Raw genomic sequence first — 16,795 nt, 5'->3', positions numbered from 1 at the left:
GGGCCAGCCCCGACCGCTCCGCCGCCCCGGTTGTCCGTTCGGCCAGCCGAGCCTGGCCGGTCGTGGCACCGGTGCGGATCGAACCTTTGCCGCTTCCGGCCCGTACCAGTGCGCGGGAGGTCGATCACATGGGCACACGTCGCGCGCTCGTCGCGTTCGCCGTCATCGGCACGACGCTGCTGCTCACCGCCGCCCCGGCGAGCGCCCACGGCGCGCCGACCAGCCCGCTGAGCCGCGCGGCGGCGTGCGGTCCGGAGGGTGGGCGGGCGGAGACACCGGCCTGCCGGGCCGCGATCGCGGCCGGCGCGGCGGTACGGGAGTGGGACAACATCCGGGTGGCCCGGATCGACGGGCGGGACCGGGAGCGCATTCCGGACGGCGAGCTGTGCAGCGGCGGGCTCTCCGCGTACCGCGGGCTGGACCTGCCCCGGACCGACTGGCCGGCCACCACGCTCACCGCCGGTGCCCGGCACACCTTCCGCTACCGCACCACGATCCCGCACCGGGGCACGTTCCGGTTCTACGTCACCACCGCTTCGTACGCCCCGGACGCGCGGCTGACCTGGGCCGACGTGGAGCGCAAGCCGTTCCTGTCGGTGACCGACCCGCCGATCCGCGACGGCGCCTACGAGATGCCGGGACGACTGCCGGCCGGGCGCACGGGCCGGCACCTGATCTACGTGATCTGGCAGAACTCGAACACCCAGGACACCTACTACTCCTGCTCCGACGTGATCTTCCGCGCGGCCTCGCGCGCCACCCGGCCGGCCGCGCCGGCAGCGAGCCCGGCGGTCCCGCGTACCCGCTCGGAGTCGGCGACCGCGGACGCGCCGGGAGTGCCGGTCGCGGCGGTGACCGAGAGCGGCCCGTTCTCCCGGCCGTTGGTCGTCGGCGCGGCGGCGGCGGTGGTGGTCGCCGCGCTGCTCGCGGCCGTGCTCGGCCGGCGGATGCGGCGGGCCGGCGGCCCACCGCCCGGGCGGCCGTGCGGGGTCCGTAACCATCGCGCCGGGCGGCGCCGGATCTGGTGAGGCGACGGCCCCGGCGCGGCCCGGGCCGTCGCGCGCGCCGGTGACCGGCCGCGCAGTCACCCGACCGGTCGCTCCCGCGTTGCCCCCGGTGTCGGACCCGCCAGGCAACGCAGAGGAGTGTCGATGTTCCTACGTCTCGCAGTGGTACTCACGGTGCTGGCCGCCGCCGTGCCGGTCGGCCCGTCCGCGTCGGCGGCGCCACCCGTCGCCGCCGACGACTTCTCGCTGACCGTCGCGCCCGCCGCCGTCACGGCGGTGGCCGGACATCCCGCCCGGGCGACCGTCGACACGGCCACCACCAGCGGGGCGCCGCAGCCGGTGGCGCTGCGGGTGACCAACCTGCCCGCGGGCGTCTTCGCCGCCGTCACGCCGGCCACGGTGACGAGCGGGGCCTCGGCCACGGTGTCCGTCCAGACCTCCGTCTCCGCCCGCGCCGGCACCTTCACGCTCGTCGTCGAGGGCGTCGGCGCGACGCTGCGGCACCAGGCGGCGCTGCGGCTGGTGGTGCGGACGCCGACCGCCGTCCGGGCCGCCTTCTACTACCCGTGGTTCCCGGAGGCGTGGCGCCAGGGCGGGCTGGACCCGTACACCAACTACCGGCCGAGCCGGGGAAGCTACACGGTGGACGCGACGGTGGTCCGGGAGCAGGTGGCGGACATGCGGTACGGCGGCATCACGGTCGGGCTGGCCTCCTGGTTCGGTCAGGGCACCACCACCGACCGGCACTGGCCGGCGCTCTTCAAGGGGGCCCGGGACACCGGGTTCGCCTGGGCGCCCTACTACGAGCCGGAGGGGAGGGGTCGGCCCACCCCCGACCAGATCGCCGCCGACCTGCACTACCTGCGCAGCACGTACGGCGGGGACCGCTCGGCGCTGGCCGTGCTGCCCGGTCGGGGCATGGTGGTCTTCGTCTACAACGCCCACGACCTGACCATGGCCGACGGCTGCGAGACCGTCGACCGGTGGGTCCGCGCCCGCTCGCTGCTCCAGCGGCTCTGGGGCGAGTCCATCTATCTCAGCCTGAAGGTGTTCTCCGGCTACCGCCACTGCGCCAACAGCGTCACCGTGGACGCCTGGCACCAGTACGCCCCGGCCCATCCCGAGTCCGACTTCAGCGGGGCGCCGGGCGGCACCTACTCCGTCTCGCCGGGCTTCTGGAAGGCCGGGTTGCCGTACGGGCGCTCGCCGTTCCTGGCCCGGAGCCTGGACCGGTGGCGGTCCGGGGTGGCGCGGATGACCGCCTCCGGGGCGTTCTGGCAGCTCGTCACCACGTACAACGAGTGGGGCGAGGGCACGGCGGTCGAGAGTTCCGTGGGGTGCCGGGGCGTCGCGCCGGCGGGCGCGCTCTGCGACTGGAGCGGTGGTGGCCGGTCCGACTTCGTCGCCGTGCTGCACGACCACCCGCCGGTCGTGACGTCCGGCTGACGTCGGCGTGCGGCGCCGACCACGTGCCGCCGCCGCGCGACCGTCGCGTTCCGCTGTCCAAATAACGCATCGCCGCCCCGGGCCGGGGCGTCCCCATTCACAACTGCGCCATTGTTGCGACGCGGCGCGTCGCGGCGGTGGCGCAGTTTTTTCGTGGTGCCCGACGCGCGTCGCGCGACAACGTGAAAACCCTACTTACGCCGCCTCTGAGCTGGCAATGTGCCTCGTCTATCTATGAACCACTGCGGTCCGGTTCGTTTATTGCACGTGTCGTGGTGCTGACTTTTCAGGAACTGGAGGTCCTCTGTTAACCCTCCGTACTCTTTGCGTATCCGAGCCGCCACCCCGTGCTGCGGGTTCGTCCCTTACCGGGCTTTGGGAAATCGATTCATTTCTCCGGCGGACGGTTCTGCATCCAGTGCCCGTCATCAACGTGGCTCACGCCGCTCGTGCCGCCCATGGGGGTTGACATGAACAGAGTCGGATCCGGAGTTCGCGACCGGCGAACCGAACCGGAGGCGCAGCTCCAGGCGCTGCACGAGGCGGACGAGGGCCGCCCGCCCCGACTGACCGTCATCGTGCCCACCCGGAACGAGGCGGAGAACGTCCCGATCCTGCTGGCGCGGCTCGGCCCGCTGCTGGCGCCGCTCGACGCCGAACTCCTCGTGGTCGACGACAGCGACGACGGCACGCCGGGGGTGCTCGCCCGGGTGGCCGCTGCGGCGCCGATCACCGTACGGCTGCTGCACCGGCCGCCGCACGCCCGCGCCGGCGGCCTGGGCGGCGCGGTCCTGCTCGGCACCGCGCACGCCCGCGGCGAGTGGGTGCTGGTGATGGACGCCGACCTCCAGCACCCGCCGGCCGCGGCGGCGACGCTCGCGCGGATCGCCATGCGCCACGACGTCGACGTCGTCATCGGCACCCGGTACGCCGGCAACGGCTCCCCGGGCGGGCTCGACGGGGCCCTCCGGACGGCGACCTCGTCCTGGGCGACCCGACTGGTGAAGGGCATGTTCCCGCGTCGGCTGGCGACGGTGAGCGACCCGATGAGCGGGCTGTTCGCCTTCCGTCGGGCCGCGGTACGCCTGGACCGGATGAACCCGACCGGCTTCAAGGTGCTGCTGGAGCTGCTGGTGCGCCATCCCGGCGCCCGGGTCGCCGAGGTGGCGTACGACATGGCGCCCCGGCACGGCGGCCGGTCGAAGGCGTCCCTGCGGGAGGGCGTGACGTTCCTGCGACACCTGGCCCGGCTGCGGGGCCGCCGCCTCGTCGGGCAGATCCGGCGGAGCCCGCGTACCCACGTCGAGCGGCTGCGTGAACTGAGCCGGATGGTCGCGTTCGGCATGGTCGGGCTCTCCGGCATGGTGGTGAACACCGCCGTGCTCTGGTTCTGCTACGAACCCGCCCGGATGCACCACCTGATCGGTGCGGCACTGGCCACCCAGGTCTCCACCTCGTGGAACTTCCTGCTGATCGACAGCCTGATCTACCGGCGGAACCGGCACGGCTCGTTCGCCGCCCGGGCGGCCCGGTTCTTCCTGCTCAACAACGCGTTGCTGCTGCTGCGGCTGCCCGTGCTCCAGGCCCTGGTGTGGGCGGGGGTCGGCATCCTGCTGGCCAACGCGGTCACCCTGGTGGCGCTCTTCCTGGTCCGGTTCCTGGTCAACGACCGGGTCATCTACACCGCCGTCGACAAGGCCCGACGCGACCCGGTGCGGTTGCTCGTCGCCGGTGCCTCCGAGGCGCCCAGCACCCCGTCGCGCCGTCGCTACCAGTACCTCAAGTACCGCTACGACGTCGCCGGCGTGGTGACCATCGGCTCGCAGATCATGCTGCCGGAGCTGGAGTTCTTCCGGGCCCAGTGGGTGCCCGACTCCGAGGTGGACATTGCGGTGCGGGTCAGCGACATCGGCGGTCGCGGGCCGCAGCGCCGCGCGGCCATGACCCAGTACGCCGACCAGTCCGTGCTGCGCTACGAGGAGCAGCTCGGCCGGTGGGGCGCGAACTTCCGCATCCAGCTCGGACCGCCGATCGAGATCCAGGTCGGCCCGCTGCTGGCCCACTCGCCGCACGTGGTCTACACCAACATCATCGAGGCGCTGCTCCGGTTCGTCATGGTGGCCCGGGGCCACATGCTGCTGCACTCCGCGTGCGTCACGCTCGACGGGATCGGGGTGATGCTCTCGGCGCTCACCGACACCGGCAAGACCGCCACCGTGCTGCGGCTGCTCCGCGACCACGGCGGTCTCTTCCTCTCCGACGACATGACGATCGTCCGGCCGGACGGGGTGGCGACCTGCTTCCCCAAGCCGCTCACCATCAGCGCGCACACGCTCCGTGCGGTGCAGGCGCAGGACCTGACGCCCGCCGAGTGGCGGCGGCTGCAACTCCAGAGCCGCCTGCACTCCAAGGGCGGCCGGTCCCTGGCGCTGACGCTCAGCCGGTTCAACCTCCCGATCATGGGGATCAACGCGGTCACCCAGCTGCTGATCCCGCCGCCGAAGTACAGCGTCGACCGTCTGGTGCCGTGCCGGATCGGCACCACCACCCGGGTGGAGGAGCTGTTCGTCATCGAGCGCGGCAAACCCGACATCACCGAGCTGGGCGCCGCCGACACGCTCGACCGCATGATCGACAACACCGACGACGCGTACGGGTTCCCGCCGTTCCGGTACCTCGCGCCGTCCATCACGATCGACGGTCAGGGGTACGTCCAGCTCCGGGCACGGGAGCGGGACATCCTCGCCAGCTTCCTGTCCCACGTCCGCAGCCGGGTCGTCGTCTCGGACACCTTCGGCTGGGCCGACGACATCCCCCGGCTGCTGCGGGAGGAACGCGCCGGCCGGGGTGCCCCGATGGTGCCCGCCCAGCCGTGGCCGAGCTGGAGCGGTGACCTGACCGTGACGGGAGGGCCGGCGTGAGCGTGAGCCATCCGGCCATCACCGACACGCTGCCCGAGCAGCGGCGGGGCGAGGCGCAGCGACCGGCGAGGTCCGCGCCGCCGTCCTGGCTGCCGGCGCTGCGTCGGCCACGGTGGAAGGTGGCCGGTGGACTGACCGGGGTCGCCGTGCTGGCGCTGTTCGTCCGGACGTGGCAGATCGACGCGTTCGGCTTCAACAGCGACGAGGCGGTGTACGCCGGGCAGGCCGCCTCGCTCGCCGGCAACCCCCGCTACACCGACTACTTCCCGGTCTTCCGGGCCCACCCGATGCTGGTCCAGGCGCTGCTGTCGCCGTTCTTCCGGGTCGGGGAGGTGGACGTGGCCGGCCGGCTGGTCGTCGTGGCGCTCGGCGTGCTGACCGTGCTCGCCGTGTACCCGCTGGGCGCCCGGCTCTACACCCGGCGGGTCGGGCTCATCGCCGCGCTGCTGCTGGCCGTGATGCCGTACCACGTGGTGGTGACCCGGCAGGTGCTGCTGGACGGGCCGATGGTGCTGCTGGCCACGCTCACGCTGTACTGCATGGTCCGGTTCGTCCAACGGCAGGACGCGCTCTGGTACGTGGCCACCGCCGCCATGCTCGGCGTCACCATGCTGGCCAAGGAGACAAGCATCGTGCTGGCCGGCAGCGTCTACGCGTTCCTGGCGCTCACCCCCGGCGTACGCCGGCCGGTGCGGGCCACGCTGCTGGCGCTGCCGGTGCTGGCGCTGGTCTTCGCCACCCATCCGATCTCGCAGGCGTTGGCCGGCCGCACCGAGACCGGCCGCAACTATCTCGTCTGGCAGTTGTTCCGGCGCCCCAACCACCCGATGTCGTTCTACCTGGAGAACGTGCCCTCGTCGATCGGGCTGCTGGTGCTGCTCGCCGCGTTCGGGGGGCTGTGGTGGGCCCGCCGGCAGCGGAGCTGGCGGGAGACGCTGCTGCTGTCCTGGATCGCCGTGCCGGTGGTCTTCTTCCAGCTCTGGCCGGTCAAGGGTTTCCAGTACCTGCTGCCGGTCGTCGTGCCGGTGGCGGTGCTCGCCGCGCGGGCGTTGGCCGTCCTGCCGGTGCCGGCCCGGCTCGCCGCCGTTCCCCGGCGGGTGATGCCCCGGGCCCGCGTGCACCTGGTGGTCCGGTTGGTGGCCGTCGCCACGGTCGCGCTGAGCCTCCTCGGACCGTGTTGGCGGGCGGTGAGCCAGCAGGGCGGGACGCGCTTCCTGGCCGGCTCCGGCGGCGTGCCGGGCGGCCGGGAGGCCGGCCGCTGGTTGACCGACCACACGCCGGACGGATCGGTGATCCTCACCCTCGGCCCGTCCATGTCGAACATCATCCGCTACTACGGCCAGCGGCAGAGCTACGGGCTGTCGGTCAGCCCGAACCCGTTGCACCGCAACCCGTCCTACGTGGCGCTCAACAACCCGGACGGGTGGCTGCGCAACAACAACCTGCACTACATCGTCTGGGACTCGTTCTCCGCGCGTCGCTCGACGTTCTTCGCCGACCGGCTGGCGACCCTCGTCCGGCGCTATCACGGCCGGATCGTGCACACCGAGTACGTCGGCGGCGCCGACGCCTCCGGCCGCGCCGTTCCCGTCCCCGTGATCATCATCTATGAGGTGCGTCCATGACCCGTCGGATCGTCCCCGTGCTCCGGCGCCGCGCCGGGCGGCTGTCGGCCGTCGCCGTGCTGCTGGCCCTGTCCGTGGTGTCGGCGACGCCGGCCGCCGCGTCGGCCGCCCCGGCGACGCCGACCGCGCCGACCACGCCGATCGAGAACCTGGTCTTCCTGATGCAGGAGAACCACACGTTCGACAACTACTTCGGCACCCGGCCCGGGGTGGACGGCATCCCGAAGGGCGTCTGCATGCCGATGCGGGCGGACCTGCCGGAACCCTGCGTCAAGCCGTTCCACATCGGCAAGCTCGGCGCGATCGACCTCGACCACTCCGCCGACGCGTTCGCCCAGCAGTACAACGGCGGCCGGATGAACGGCTTCGTGGAGGGGGTGAGCAAGGCGGGCAAGGACGGCCGGATGGCGATGGCCTACTACGACGACCGCGACCTGCCGTACTACTGGAACCTGGCCGACGAGTACGTGCTCTTCGACCGCTTCTTCAGCTCGTCGCACTCCGGCAGCATCCGCAACCACATGTACCGGGTCACCGGTGGCCCGGGCGCGGCCGGCCGGTCGGAGACCATCCCGGCGGCCGGCTGGGGGAACATCCCCACCATCTTCGACCGGCTGGAGGCGGCCGGGATCAGTTGGAAGTTCTACGTGCAGAACTACGACCCGACCATCACGTTCCGGTCCCGGGTCGAGGAGGAGGACATCGACCGGGGCGCGCAGGTCATCTGGGTGCCGCTGCTGGGGTACGCCCGCTACGTCGACGACCCACGCCTGTTCTCCAAGATCGTGGATCTCGACGAGTACTACGCGGACGCGGCCCGGGGCGACCTGCCGGCGGTCTCCTTCATCGCGCCGGCCGGCAACAGCGAGCACCCGCCGGGCAACATCGGCGCCGGCCAGAACCTGGTGCGGGCGCTGCTGACGCAGCTCATGCGGTCCCCCGAGTGGTCCTCCTCGGCCTTCATCTGGTCGTACGACGACTGGGGCGGCTGGTACGACCACGTCACGCCCCCGAAGGTCGACCAGTACGGCTACGGGTTCCGGGTGCCGGCGCTGCTGGTCAGCCCGTACGCCCGGCGCGGACGGGTCGACTCCACCACGCTCGACTTCACCTCGGTGCTCAAGTTCATCGAGGTCAACTGGCGGCTGAGACCGCTCGCCAGCCGGGACGCCAAGGCGAACACGTTCCTCGACGCGTTCGACTTCGACGCGCCGCCCCGTCCCGGCGTCCTGCTCAGCGCCGAACGCACCGCTGTCGCGTTGAAGCGGCCCGACCCCCGGCCGGTCTACGGCTCGTACGCCACCGCGCTGCTGCTGGTCGGCGCGCTGGTCGGCGCCGCGGCCGTCCGGGGCCGGCGGCGGTCGCGGTGAGCGCCGCCCGCCGGCTGCTGCCGCCGCTGCTCCTGGTGCTCCTGGTCGTCCTGCTCACCCCGGTCGCCGCCACCGCGGCACCCCGCTCCGCGCTGCCCGGCACGCTGCACCTGCAGATGGTGCCGCCGATCCGGGGCGTGCCGGTCGCGGTGGACGGCAACACCGGTCGCTCGGACGCCAAGGGCCGGGTGAACATCCGAGTGAGGAACTTCCTCGGGCTCGACAACCGGCTCACGGTCGGGTCGGCGACGGTCGGCACCGACCGGAAGGCGGTGCTCGACCGCATCCGGGGCAGCGTGGACCACGGCGTCCGGGACCGGATCGTCGAGGTGGGCCTGCGCACGATCCGGCGGGTGAGCTGGCGCTACACCGACCGGTTCGGGTCACCGGTGCCGGCTCGGCGGGCGACCGCGATGCGGCTGCGCAGCAGCACCGGCGAGATCATCGAGCTGACCGGCGACCAGTTGACGAAGCCACTCTGGGTCGCCGAGAGCCGCACCCAGCAGGGGCCCCGCGGGCTCGTCTCGAAACGTCTCTACTACGTGGTGGACGCCGTGGTGGTGGACGGCACCTCGGTGGTGAACCGGGCCGGCCAGAAGTTCGTGCCCTGGGACCGGCAGGCCTGGGTGGTGCAGTTGCTCTTCTTCAAGGTGTCGTTCACCGCCTCGGACATGCTCTTCCCCCGGCGGGCCGGCAGCGGGATCCAGCTCACCCGGGCCGACGGGCGGGTGCAGCGGGTGGGGTTCGGCCCGGACGGCACCGTGCTGGTCCCCGACCTGCCCCGGGGCACCTACACCCTGACCGTCCGCGGCGGCGGCCTCTCCTTCGGCCGGCCGGTGACCATCAGCCGGGACCAGGAGGTGACGCTCACCGTGATCAGCATCGTCGACCTGACCCTGGTGGCGGTGGGCGTGCTCGGGGTGGCCGTCGGGTTGTTGCTGCTGGGCCGCCCGCACCTGCGCCGCCCGTTCCGGGCGCTCCGTCGCGCCGCGCGGCGGTCCGGTCGGCGTCGCTGGCGGCCACGCGCCGCCGCAGGCTTGGTGCTGGTGCTGGTGCTGGTGCTGGTGCTGGTGCTGGTCGCCGCGGCGAGCCTGCCGGCGGGCCGGGCCCAGGCCGCGTCCGCCCCATCCGGGCCCGCGGCGACCCCTACCTCGTCGCCGGTTCCGGTGCTGGCCTACTACTACATCTGGTTCAACCCCAGCTCGTGGAACCGGGCGAAGAGCGACTACCCGGTGCTCGGCCGCTACTCCAGCGACGACCAGGAGATCATGCGGCGGCACGTCCGGATGGCCAAGGCCGCCGGGGTCACCGGCTTCCTGGTCTCCTGGAAACACACCGAGCAGCTCGACGAACGACTCGCCGCGCTGGTCGAGGTCGCCCGCGCGGAGAGCTTCCGGCTCGGCATCGTCTACCAGGGCATCGATTTCAGCCGCAAGCCGTTGCCGCTGGCCACGGTCCGCACCGACCTGGCCCTCTTCGCCGAACGCTACGCCGCCGACCCGGTCTTCGGGATCTTCGACCAGCCGGTGGTGATCTGGAACGGCAGCGACAGGTACTCCGCCACCGAGGTCGCGGACACCGTCCGCCAGGCCCAGGTGAAACTCCAGGTTCTCGGCACCGCCAAGAGCGTCTCGGTGGTGAACAGCCAGTCGACCCTGGACGGGCAGGCGTACTACTGGTCGTCCGCCGACCCGCTCGTCGACAAGAGCCGGGACAAGCTCACCGCGATGTCCCGGGCCGTCCATCTCCGGGGCGGGCTGTGGATCGCCCCGGTCTCGCCCGGCTTCGACGCCCGCCAGATCGGCGGGAGAAGGGAGGTGCCCCGCCGGGACGGCGAGACCCTGCGCGCGTCCTTCGCCGCCGCCCGGCTCTCCCAGCCCGACGCCCTCGGCGTCATCAGCTGGAACGAGTTCACCGAGAACACCTACGTCGAACCGAGCGAACAGTGGGGCAGCAGGTACCTGGAGGTCCTGGCCGACCTGCTCGGCGTCGCCCCGCACCCGGACGCGCAACTGGACAGCAGCGCCGAGGGCGACGACTGGGGCCTGCCCGCCTGGGCCGCGCTGATCCTGGCGGTCGGCGCGGTGGTCCTGGTGCCGCTCTGGCTGTACCGCCGTCGACGGCGTGCGCGAGCCGCCGCCACACCGTCGCCCACATCCGGCGCCACGCGGTCCGAGGAGGCGCCGCTCCACCACTGACCGGGCGACCCACCACCGATGTCGCGGCCCGCCCGGACCACCCTCCACACCGTTCTGGAGGAGCAATGAGAACTCGATCCCGATCCCTGGCCCGTCTCCTCGCGTCGGCACCCGTCGTGCTCCTGGCCGTCGTCGCCGTCGCTCCGCCCGCCACCGCGGCACCCGCCGGCAGCCCGGCGAAGCCGCACGCCACCACCGCGGCCCAGGTGGCCCGGGCCGCCGCGGCCGTGACGCTCAACCCGGTCGCCGACGCCTGGGTGGACGCCTCCCACCCGACGGTCAACGCGGGGCGGACCGCCTCGCTCCGCGTTGACGCCGTGCCCCGACAGGTCGCCTACCTGCGCTTCGAGGTCACCGACGTGGCCACGGACCCGACCGCGGTGCTGCGTCTCTACGTGGAGACCGCCAGCAGCACGGGGGTGGACGTCCACCCCGTCGCCGACAACACCTGGGACGAGAACGCCATCACCTACGACAGCGCCCCACCGATCGGCGCGACGGTCGTCCGCAGCGGACCGGTGGGCGCGGACACCTGGGTGTCGGTGAACGTCTCGTCGCTGGTCACCGGCAACGGGCCGGTGACCGTGGCGCTCACCACCACCAACGACACCGGCCTGCGGGTGACCAGCCGGGAGGGCGTCAACAAACCGCAACTGTTGACCCCGGCACCGCCCAACCCGTCGCCGTACGTGGTGACCAGGACCGGGGCGACGACCTACCGGGCGGCCTCCGACGTCACCGGTGCGACCTACACCGGCAGTCTCAAGACCGTGCTGGAGAGCGCCGTGGTCGAGCTGAACCGGCTGGGCGGCGGCACGGTCCGGTTCGAGGCCGACACGTTCGACTTCGGCGCCGATTACATGAAACTGGAGGGCATCCGCAAGGTGACATTCGTCGGCGCCGGCATGTACGACACGCTGATCCGCAACGACAACTCGTCGGCGGGGGACACCGAGCCGTTCAACACCAAGGGCTGGGACGGGGTGATCGTCCGGGACCTCGCGGTCTCGGCCGGCGGGGCGTTCCGGAGCACCAGCGACGCGCTCGACTTCGACGACGGCAACAACATGGTCGTGGAGCGGGTGCGGGTGACCGCGTCCCGGGGGCGGGGCATCGTGTTCGACGGCAAGAACCAGACCTGGACGTCGATGGGCAACACGGTCCGGGACTGCGTCATCAGCGGCGCCCAGAGCGACGGCGTCGAACTGCTGGCGACCAGCGGTGACACGGTCACCGGCTGCACCATCACCAACGTGGGCGGGCACGGCATCCAGGTCAACCGCGCCTCGTCCACGGCCGACCAGCCGAACAAGACGGCCGACCACAACCTGATCAGCGACAACATCGTCGACCAGGCCGGGCAGGACGGCATCAACGTGAACAGCGGCACCGGCAACCAGATCATCGACAACCACGTCACCGACAGCTCCGACGACACACCCAACCGGGACGGCATCCGGGTCACCACCGCGACCGGGATCACCTGTGTCGACACCGTGGTCAGCGGGGACGTGGCCGTCGACGACCAGACCGTCAAGACGCAGCGTTACGGGCTCTACGTCACCGAGGGCTGCAACGCGACAGTGGTCGGGCCCGGCAACACGTTCACCCCGAACCGGGTGAGCGCGGTCCGGGACGCCGGCAACGGCACCATCTTCCAGTAGCGTCGCGCGTCCTCAGGCACCGGCGAGGATCTGGTCGATCTCGGCCAGGTCCTCGCCCGCGAGGTCCAGGTCGTCCAGCGCGGCGACGTTGCCGGCCAACTGCTCGACAGAACTCGCGCCGATGATCAGGCTGGTCATCCGCGGATCGCGCAACGCCCAGACCAGGGCGAGCTGGGCCAGGCTCTGCCCCCGCCGCCGGGCCACCTCGGCGAGCGCGCGGACGGTGGCCATCCGCGACTCGTCCAGGTCGCTCTCGTTGAGGAAGACGCTGGTCCGCACGCGCGAGTCGGCCGGGATGCCGCCCAGGTAACGGTCGGTGAGCAGGCCCTGGGCCAGCGGGCTGAACGCGATGCACCCGGCACCGACCTGGTCCAGCGTGTCCAGCAGGCCGTCGGACTCGGTCCAGCGGTTGAGCATCGAGTACGACGGCTGGTTGATCAGCAGCGGGGTGCCCAGGTCCCGGAGGATCTCGGCGGCCCGCGCGGTCTGCTCCGAGTCGTAGTTGGAGATGCCCACGTAGAGCGCCCTGCCCGAGCGGACGATCGCGTCCAACGCGCCCATCGTCTCCTCGAGCGGCGTGTCCGGGTCGAACCGGTGCGAGTAGAAGATGTCCACGTGATCCAGGCCCAGCCGGCGCAGTGACTGGTCCAAAGACGAGATCAGGTACTTCCGGGAGCCCCACTCGCCGTACGGGCCGGGCCACATCAGGTAGCCGGCCTTGCTGGACACCACCAGCTCGTCCCGGTACGGCTTCAGGTCGGTGGCGAGCAGCCGGCCGAACACCTCCTCCGCCGCGCCCGGAGGCGGGCCGTAGTTGTTGGCCAGGTCGAAGTGGGTGATGCCGAGGTCGAAGGCCCGGCGGACGATGTCGCGCTGCCGTTCGAAGGGCCGGTCCGGCCCGAAGTTGTGCCACAGGCCGAGGGAGATGACGGGCAGCTTCAGCCCACTGCGGCCGCTGCGCCGGTAGAGCATCGAGTCGTAACGGTCGTCGCTGGCGAGGTAGGTCACCCGATCATTCTGCGCCCACCGGCGAACCGGTGTGCGGCCACCGGGGCGCGGGTAGCGTCGGAGCCATGCGTTTCGTGCGGCTCGACACTCCCAAGCCCATTTCCAAGATCGGCCTCGGCACGTGGCAGTTCGGCTCCCGCGAGTGGGGCTACGGCGCCGACTACGAGCGGCGGGCGGCCGAGATCGTGCGGCGGGCGCTCGACCTCGGGGTCACCCTCTTCGACACCGCCGAGCTGTACGGCTTCGGCCGCAGCGAGCGCATCCTCGGCGCGGCGCTGGGAACCGACCGGGCGAAGGTGGTGGTGGCCAGCAAGATCTTCCCGCTGCTGCCGGTCGCCCCGGTGGTGCAGCAGCGGGCGGTCGCCTCCGCCGCCCGGCTCGGCGTCGACAGCATCGACCTCTACCAGGTGCACCAGGCCAACCCGGTGGTCGCCGACACCACCACCATGCGCGGCATGCGCACGCTCCAGGACGTCGGGCTGGTCGGCGAGGTCGGGGTCAGCAACTACGACCTGCGCCGGTGGCGGTTCGCCGAGGCCGCGCTGGGCCGCCGGGTGCTGAGCAACCAGGTCCGCTACAGCATGATCGACCGCGGTCCGGCGGAGGACCTGATCCCGTACGCGGAGCAGGCCGGCCGGATCGTCATCGCGTACAGCCCGCTGGCGCAGGGGTTCCTCTCCGGCCGCTACGACGCCGGCAACCCGCCGTCCGGGGCGGTGCGCCGGGCCAACCCGTACTTCCTGCCGGAGAACCTGGCCCGCGGCACCGAACTGATCGCCACGCTGCGCGAGGTGGCCGACGCGCACGACGCCACACCGAGCCAGATCGCGCTCGCGTACGTGCTGCGACACCCGAACGTGGTGGCCATCCCCGGCGCGTCCGGGGTGGAGCAGATGGAACGCAACGCGGCCGCCGCCGACATCGACCTGGCCGACGACGAGTACGCCGCGCTGGTCGCCGCCGCGCACGCGTTCCGGCCGGTCACCGGCCTGGCCGCGATGCCCCGGCTGATCCGCGCCCGACTGGGGAAGTGACCGCATGGACGACATCACCGCACTGATCCTGGACGATCACGCCGCCTTCCGGCGCGGCTTCGCCCGACTCGACGACGCCCGCGACCCGGCCGAGATGCTGGCGATCTGGGAGGCGCTCGCGCTGCACCTGGACATCCACGCCGAGGCGGAGGAGGCCATCCTCTATCCGCACCTGGTGAAGCACGGCGACGACGGCGAGGACGAGACCGCCGACGCGATCGGCGACCACAACAAGATCCGCGACGCGATCGCCGAGGCCAAGCTGCACGAGGTCGGCTCGGACGCCTGGTGGGCGGCGGTCGGCACGGCCCGCCGGGAGAACAGCGAGCACCTGGCCGAGGAGGAGGACGAGGCGCTGCCCGACTTCCGCCGGCACGCGAGCGTGGAGCTGCGGGCCGAGCTGGGGGCGCGTTGGCTCACCTTCTACGGCGAACACAAGAACGGCCGGGACCTGCCGTTCCGCGACAAGGACCCGCAGGGCTACGTGCGCGACCACCGCTGACGGGCCGATCTCCCCGGCGCGGGGGAGTCGCCCGGCGACCGGCGACGGGACAATGACCGGATGACGGTCCGGGGCGCGCTCGCGCCGCTGGTGCGCGGCAGCACCTGGCGGCGGGCCGTGTTCCTGCTGCTCGGCGGCGTGCTCGCGCTGCCGTACGCGCTGCTGGTGGTGGCGTTCGCACAGCTCCTGACCAGCACGGAGGTGCCGCGCCCGCTCGGGCTCGGGCTGCTGCTGGTCGGCGTCGGGCTGGCCGTGGTGCCGGTGTTCCTGGCCGGCAGCCGGGCGCTGGAGATCGCCGCCGCCCGGGCGCTGCTCGCGGTCCACCTGCCGGAGCCGCTGCCGGGCCACCGCGTCGACCGGGAGACCCGGTTGCGCGCCGCGCTCTGGATCGCCATGCACCTGGGCACCGGCGCGGCCGTGCTGTTCGCCGCGATCAGCGCGTTCCCGATGGCGCTGGTGTTCGTCGTCGGCCTGACCGGGATCGACACCGGGGCCGGGCCGGGTGAGCGGTTCGGGCCGTTCGACCCGACCCGCCCGGTGCCGGCCGGGCTGGCCGGGGTGGCCCTGCTGGTCGTGCTCGGGTACGCGGTGGCCGGGCTGGGCGCGCTCGCCGCCTCGATGGCGCCGGTGCTGCTCGGCCCGGCCCAGGCCGAACGGATCGCCGCGTTGGAGGCCCGGGCCGTGCGGCTGGCCGAGCGCAACCGGCTGGCCCGGGAACTGCACGACTCGGTGGGGCACGCGCTGACCGTGGCGACGCTCCAGGCCGGCGCCGCCCGGGAGTTGCTCGACACCGACCCGGAGTTCACCCGGCGGGCGCTGCGGGCCATCGAGGAGACCAGCCGCCGGGCCATGGACGACCTCGACCAGGTGCTCGGGCTGCTCCGCGAGACGGACGCCGGGCGGCCGGCCGCGTCCACCGCGCCGCAGCCCACCCTGGCCGGCCTCGCCGACCTGGTCGCCGCCGCCCGGGCCGCCGGGCTGGTCGTCGAGTCCCGGGTCGACGGCCCGCTGGACGCGCTGCCCGCGGTGGTGTCCCGCGAGGGCTACCGGATCGTGCAGGAAGGGCTGACCAACGCGGCCCGGCACGGCCGGGGACCGGTCACGCTGCGGGTCGGCGTACCCCCGGACGGGTTGGCGATCGAGCTGGTCAACACCGTGCGCGGCGGCACCGGCCCGACCGGCGGCGGACGCGGGCTGGACGGCATGCGGGAACGGGTGCTGCTGCTCGGCGGGCGGCTCGACGCCGGCCCGGTCGGGGACCGCTGGCGGGTCCGGGCCACCCTGCCGGCACCGAGGAAGGACCCCGGGTGACCATCGACGTGCTGATCGTGGACGACGACGAGCTGATCCGGGTCGGGCTGCGGGCCATCGTGGACGCCCAGCCGGACCTGCGCGTGGTCGGCGAGGCGGCGGACGGCGCGGAGGTGCCGCCGCTGGTGGCGAAGCTGCGTCCGCGGGTGGTGTTGATGGACGTGCGGATGCCGGCCATCGACGGCATCCAGGCCACCCGCCGGCTGCTCGCCGCCTCCGCCGACCCGCCGCGCGTGCTTGTGGTCACCACGTTCGCCAACGACGAGTACGTCTACGAGGCGCTGCGCGCCGGCGCGAGCGGCTTCCTGCTCAAACGGGCCCGCCCCGCCGAGGTGGTGGAGGCGATCCGGGTGGTCGCGGCCGGCGATTCGCTGCTCTTCCCGGCCGCGATCCGGCAGCTCGTCGGCGCGTACGGGCGACGCGGCGGGGACCGGCTGGCCGCCGCCCGGCTCACCGAGCGGGAGGCCGAGGTGCTGCGGCTGATGGCGGCCGGGCTGTCGAACCCGGAGATCGCCGCCCGGCTGGTGGTCGGCGGGGAGACGGTCAAGACGCACGTCGGGAACGTGCTGGCCAAGCTCGGGGTGCGGGACCGCACCCAGGCGGTGATCGCCGCGTACGAGTCCGGGTTCGTGGTCCCGACCGGCTGAGTCCCCCGGGCGGGGGAGGCGTCTCACTCCGCCACGGGAGGGTTTCGGCTCGCCGGGAGCCG

12 protein-coding genes are annotated in these 16,795 nt (G+C 72.8%); 11 read left to right on the top strand and 1 reads right to left on the bottom strand.

Going from position 1 to position 16,795, the window contains the following annotated elements:
* Window positions 1-128 precede the first annotated feature (128 nt).
* The 7 genes from ACZ6O5_RS09570 to ACZ6O5_RS09540 all read left to right on the top strand — a co-directional run bounded on the left by ACZ6O5_RS09570 (window position 129) and on the right by ACZ6O5_RS09540 (window position 12,231).
* Complete coding sequence (locus tag ACZ6O5_RS09570; protein WP_465975815.1) at window positions 129-1,028, top strand: lytic polysaccharide monooxygenase auxiliary activity family 9 protein; 900 nt, start codon at window positions 129-131, stop codon at window positions 1,026-1,028.
* 123 nt (window positions 1,029-1,151) lie between these two features.
* A complete protein-coding gene (locus ACZ6O5_RS09565) occupies window positions 1,152-2,453 on the top strand; it encodes a hypothetical protein (RefSeq protein WP_465975813.1) in 1,302 nt (433 codons plus the stop codon).
* Window positions 2,454-2,923: 470 nt separating this feature from the next.
* Window positions 2,924-5,374 (top strand): glycosyltransferase, encoded by a 2,451-nt coding sequence (locus ACZ6O5_RS09560; RefSeq protein ID WP_465975811.1) that lies wholly within the window; start codon window positions 2,924-2,926, stop codon window positions 5,372-5,374.
* Entirely contained in the window at window positions 5,371-6,999 is a 1,629-nt protein-coding gene (locus tag ACZ6O5_RS09555; protein ID WP_465975809.1) for a glycosyltransferase family 39 protein, read from the top strand. The genes ACZ6O5_RS09560 and ACZ6O5_RS09555 overlap by 4 nt, the downstream gene beginning before the upstream one ends.
* Window positions 6,996-8,369 carry an alkaline phosphatase family protein gene (locus tag ACZ6O5_RS09550; protein ID WP_465975807.1) on the top strand — a complete coding sequence of 458 codons (1,374 nt, stop codon included), beginning with the start codon at window positions 6,996-6,998 and terminating at the stop codon, window positions 8,367-8,369. Before ACZ6O5_RS09555 ends, ACZ6O5_RS09550 begins: the two co-directional genes overlap by 4 nt.
* On the top strand, window positions 8,366-10,567 hold the full coding sequence (locus ACZ6O5_RS09545) for a glycoside hydrolase family 71/99 protein (RefSeq protein ID WP_465975805.1): 2,202 nt from the start codon (window positions 8,366-8,368) through the stop codon (window positions 10,565-10,567). Before ACZ6O5_RS09550 ends, ACZ6O5_RS09545 begins: the two co-directional genes overlap by 4 nt.
* 65 nt (window positions 10,568-10,632) lie before the next feature.
* Window positions 10,633-12,231, top strand: coding sequence for a CBM96 family carbohydrate-binding protein (locus ACZ6O5_RS09540; protein WP_465975803.1), 1,599 nt, complete (start codon window positions 10,633-10,635; stop codon window positions 12,229-12,231).
* A gap of 12 nt (window positions 12,232-12,243) precedes the next feature.
* Here the strand turns inward: ACZ6O5_RS09540 and mgrA are convergent, their stop codons facing one another.
* Entirely contained in the window at window positions 12,244-13,239 is a 996-nt protein-coding gene (gene mgrA / locus ACZ6O5_RS09535; protein ID WP_107158256.1) for an L-glyceraldehyde 3-phosphate reductase, read from the bottom strand.
* A gap of 65 nt (window positions 13,240-13,304) precedes the next feature.
* On the opposite strand from mgrA, the gene ACZ6O5_RS09530 reads away from it, so the two are divergent.
* The 4 genes from ACZ6O5_RS09530 to ACZ6O5_RS09515 are packed head-to-tail and all read left to right on the top strand — an operon-like array spanning window position 13,305 to window position 16,733.
* Window positions 13,305-14,273, top strand: coding sequence for an aldo/keto reductase (locus ACZ6O5_RS09530; RefSeq protein WP_465975801.1), 969 nt, complete (start codon window positions 13,305-13,307; stop codon window positions 14,271-14,273).
* A 4-nt stretch (window positions 14,274-14,277) separates the two neighbouring features.
* Complete coding sequence (locus tag ACZ6O5_RS09525; protein WP_465975799.1) at window positions 14,278-14,775, top strand: hemerythrin domain-containing protein; 498 nt, start codon at window positions 14,278-14,280, stop codon at window positions 14,773-14,775.
* A 60-nt stretch (window positions 14,776-14,835) separates the two neighbouring features.
* The gene (locus ACZ6O5_RS09520) at window positions 14,836-16,086 is read left to right on the top strand and encodes a sensor histidine kinase (RefSeq protein WP_465975797.1); all 1,251 of its coding nucleotides are present in this window, start codon (window positions 14,836-14,838) and stop codon (window positions 16,084-16,086) included.
* A complete protein-coding gene (locus ACZ6O5_RS09515; RefSeq protein ID WP_465975795.1) occupies window positions 16,083-16,733 on the top strand; it encodes a response regulator in 651 nt (216 codons plus the stop codon). The genes ACZ6O5_RS09520 and ACZ6O5_RS09515 overlap by 4 nt, the downstream gene beginning before the upstream one ends.
* Window positions 16,734-16,795: the final 62 nt, after the last annotated feature.

The organism is Micromonospora sp. NPDC049201, assembly GCF_055586805.1.
This window is presented reverse-complemented; position numbering and strand designations above follow the sequence as displayed.

What these genes read in the sequence shown, in the direction of transcription:
- ACZ6O5_RS09520 (WP_465975797.1), top strand. Translation starts at nt 14,836, where the DNA reads ATGACGGTCCGGGGCGCGCTCGCGCCGCTGGTGCGCGGCAGCACCTGG.
- ACZ6O5_RS09540 (WP_465975803.1), top strand. Translation starts at nt 10,633, where the DNA reads ATGAGAACTCGATCCCGATCCCTGGCCCGTCTCCTCGCGTCGGCACCC.
- ACZ6O5_RS09525 (WP_465975799.1), top strand. Translation starts at nt 14,278, where the DNA reads ATGGACGACATCACCGCACTGATCCTGGACGATCACGCCGCCTTCCGG.
- ACZ6O5_RS09560 (WP_465975811.1), top strand. Translation starts at nt 2,924, where the DNA reads ATGAACAGAGTCGGATCCGGAGTTCGCGACCGGCGAACCGAACCGGAG.
- ACZ6O5_RS09530 (WP_465975801.1), top strand. Translation starts at nt 13,305, where the DNA reads ATGCGTTTCGTGCGGCTCGACACTCCCAAGCCCATTTCCAAGATCGGC.
- ACZ6O5_RS09550 (WP_465975807.1), top strand. Translation starts at nt 6,996, where the DNA reads ATGACCCGTCGGATCGTCCCCGTGCTCCGGCGCCGCGCCGGGCGGCTG.
- ACZ6O5_RS09570 (WP_465975815.1), top strand. Translation starts at nt 129, where the DNA reads ATGGGCACACGTCGCGCGCTCGTCGCGTTCGCCGTCATCGGCACGACG.
- ACZ6O5_RS09565 (WP_465975813.1), top strand. Translation starts at nt 1,152, where the DNA reads ATGTTCCTACGTCTCGCAGTGGTACTCACGGTGCTGGCCGCCGCCGTG.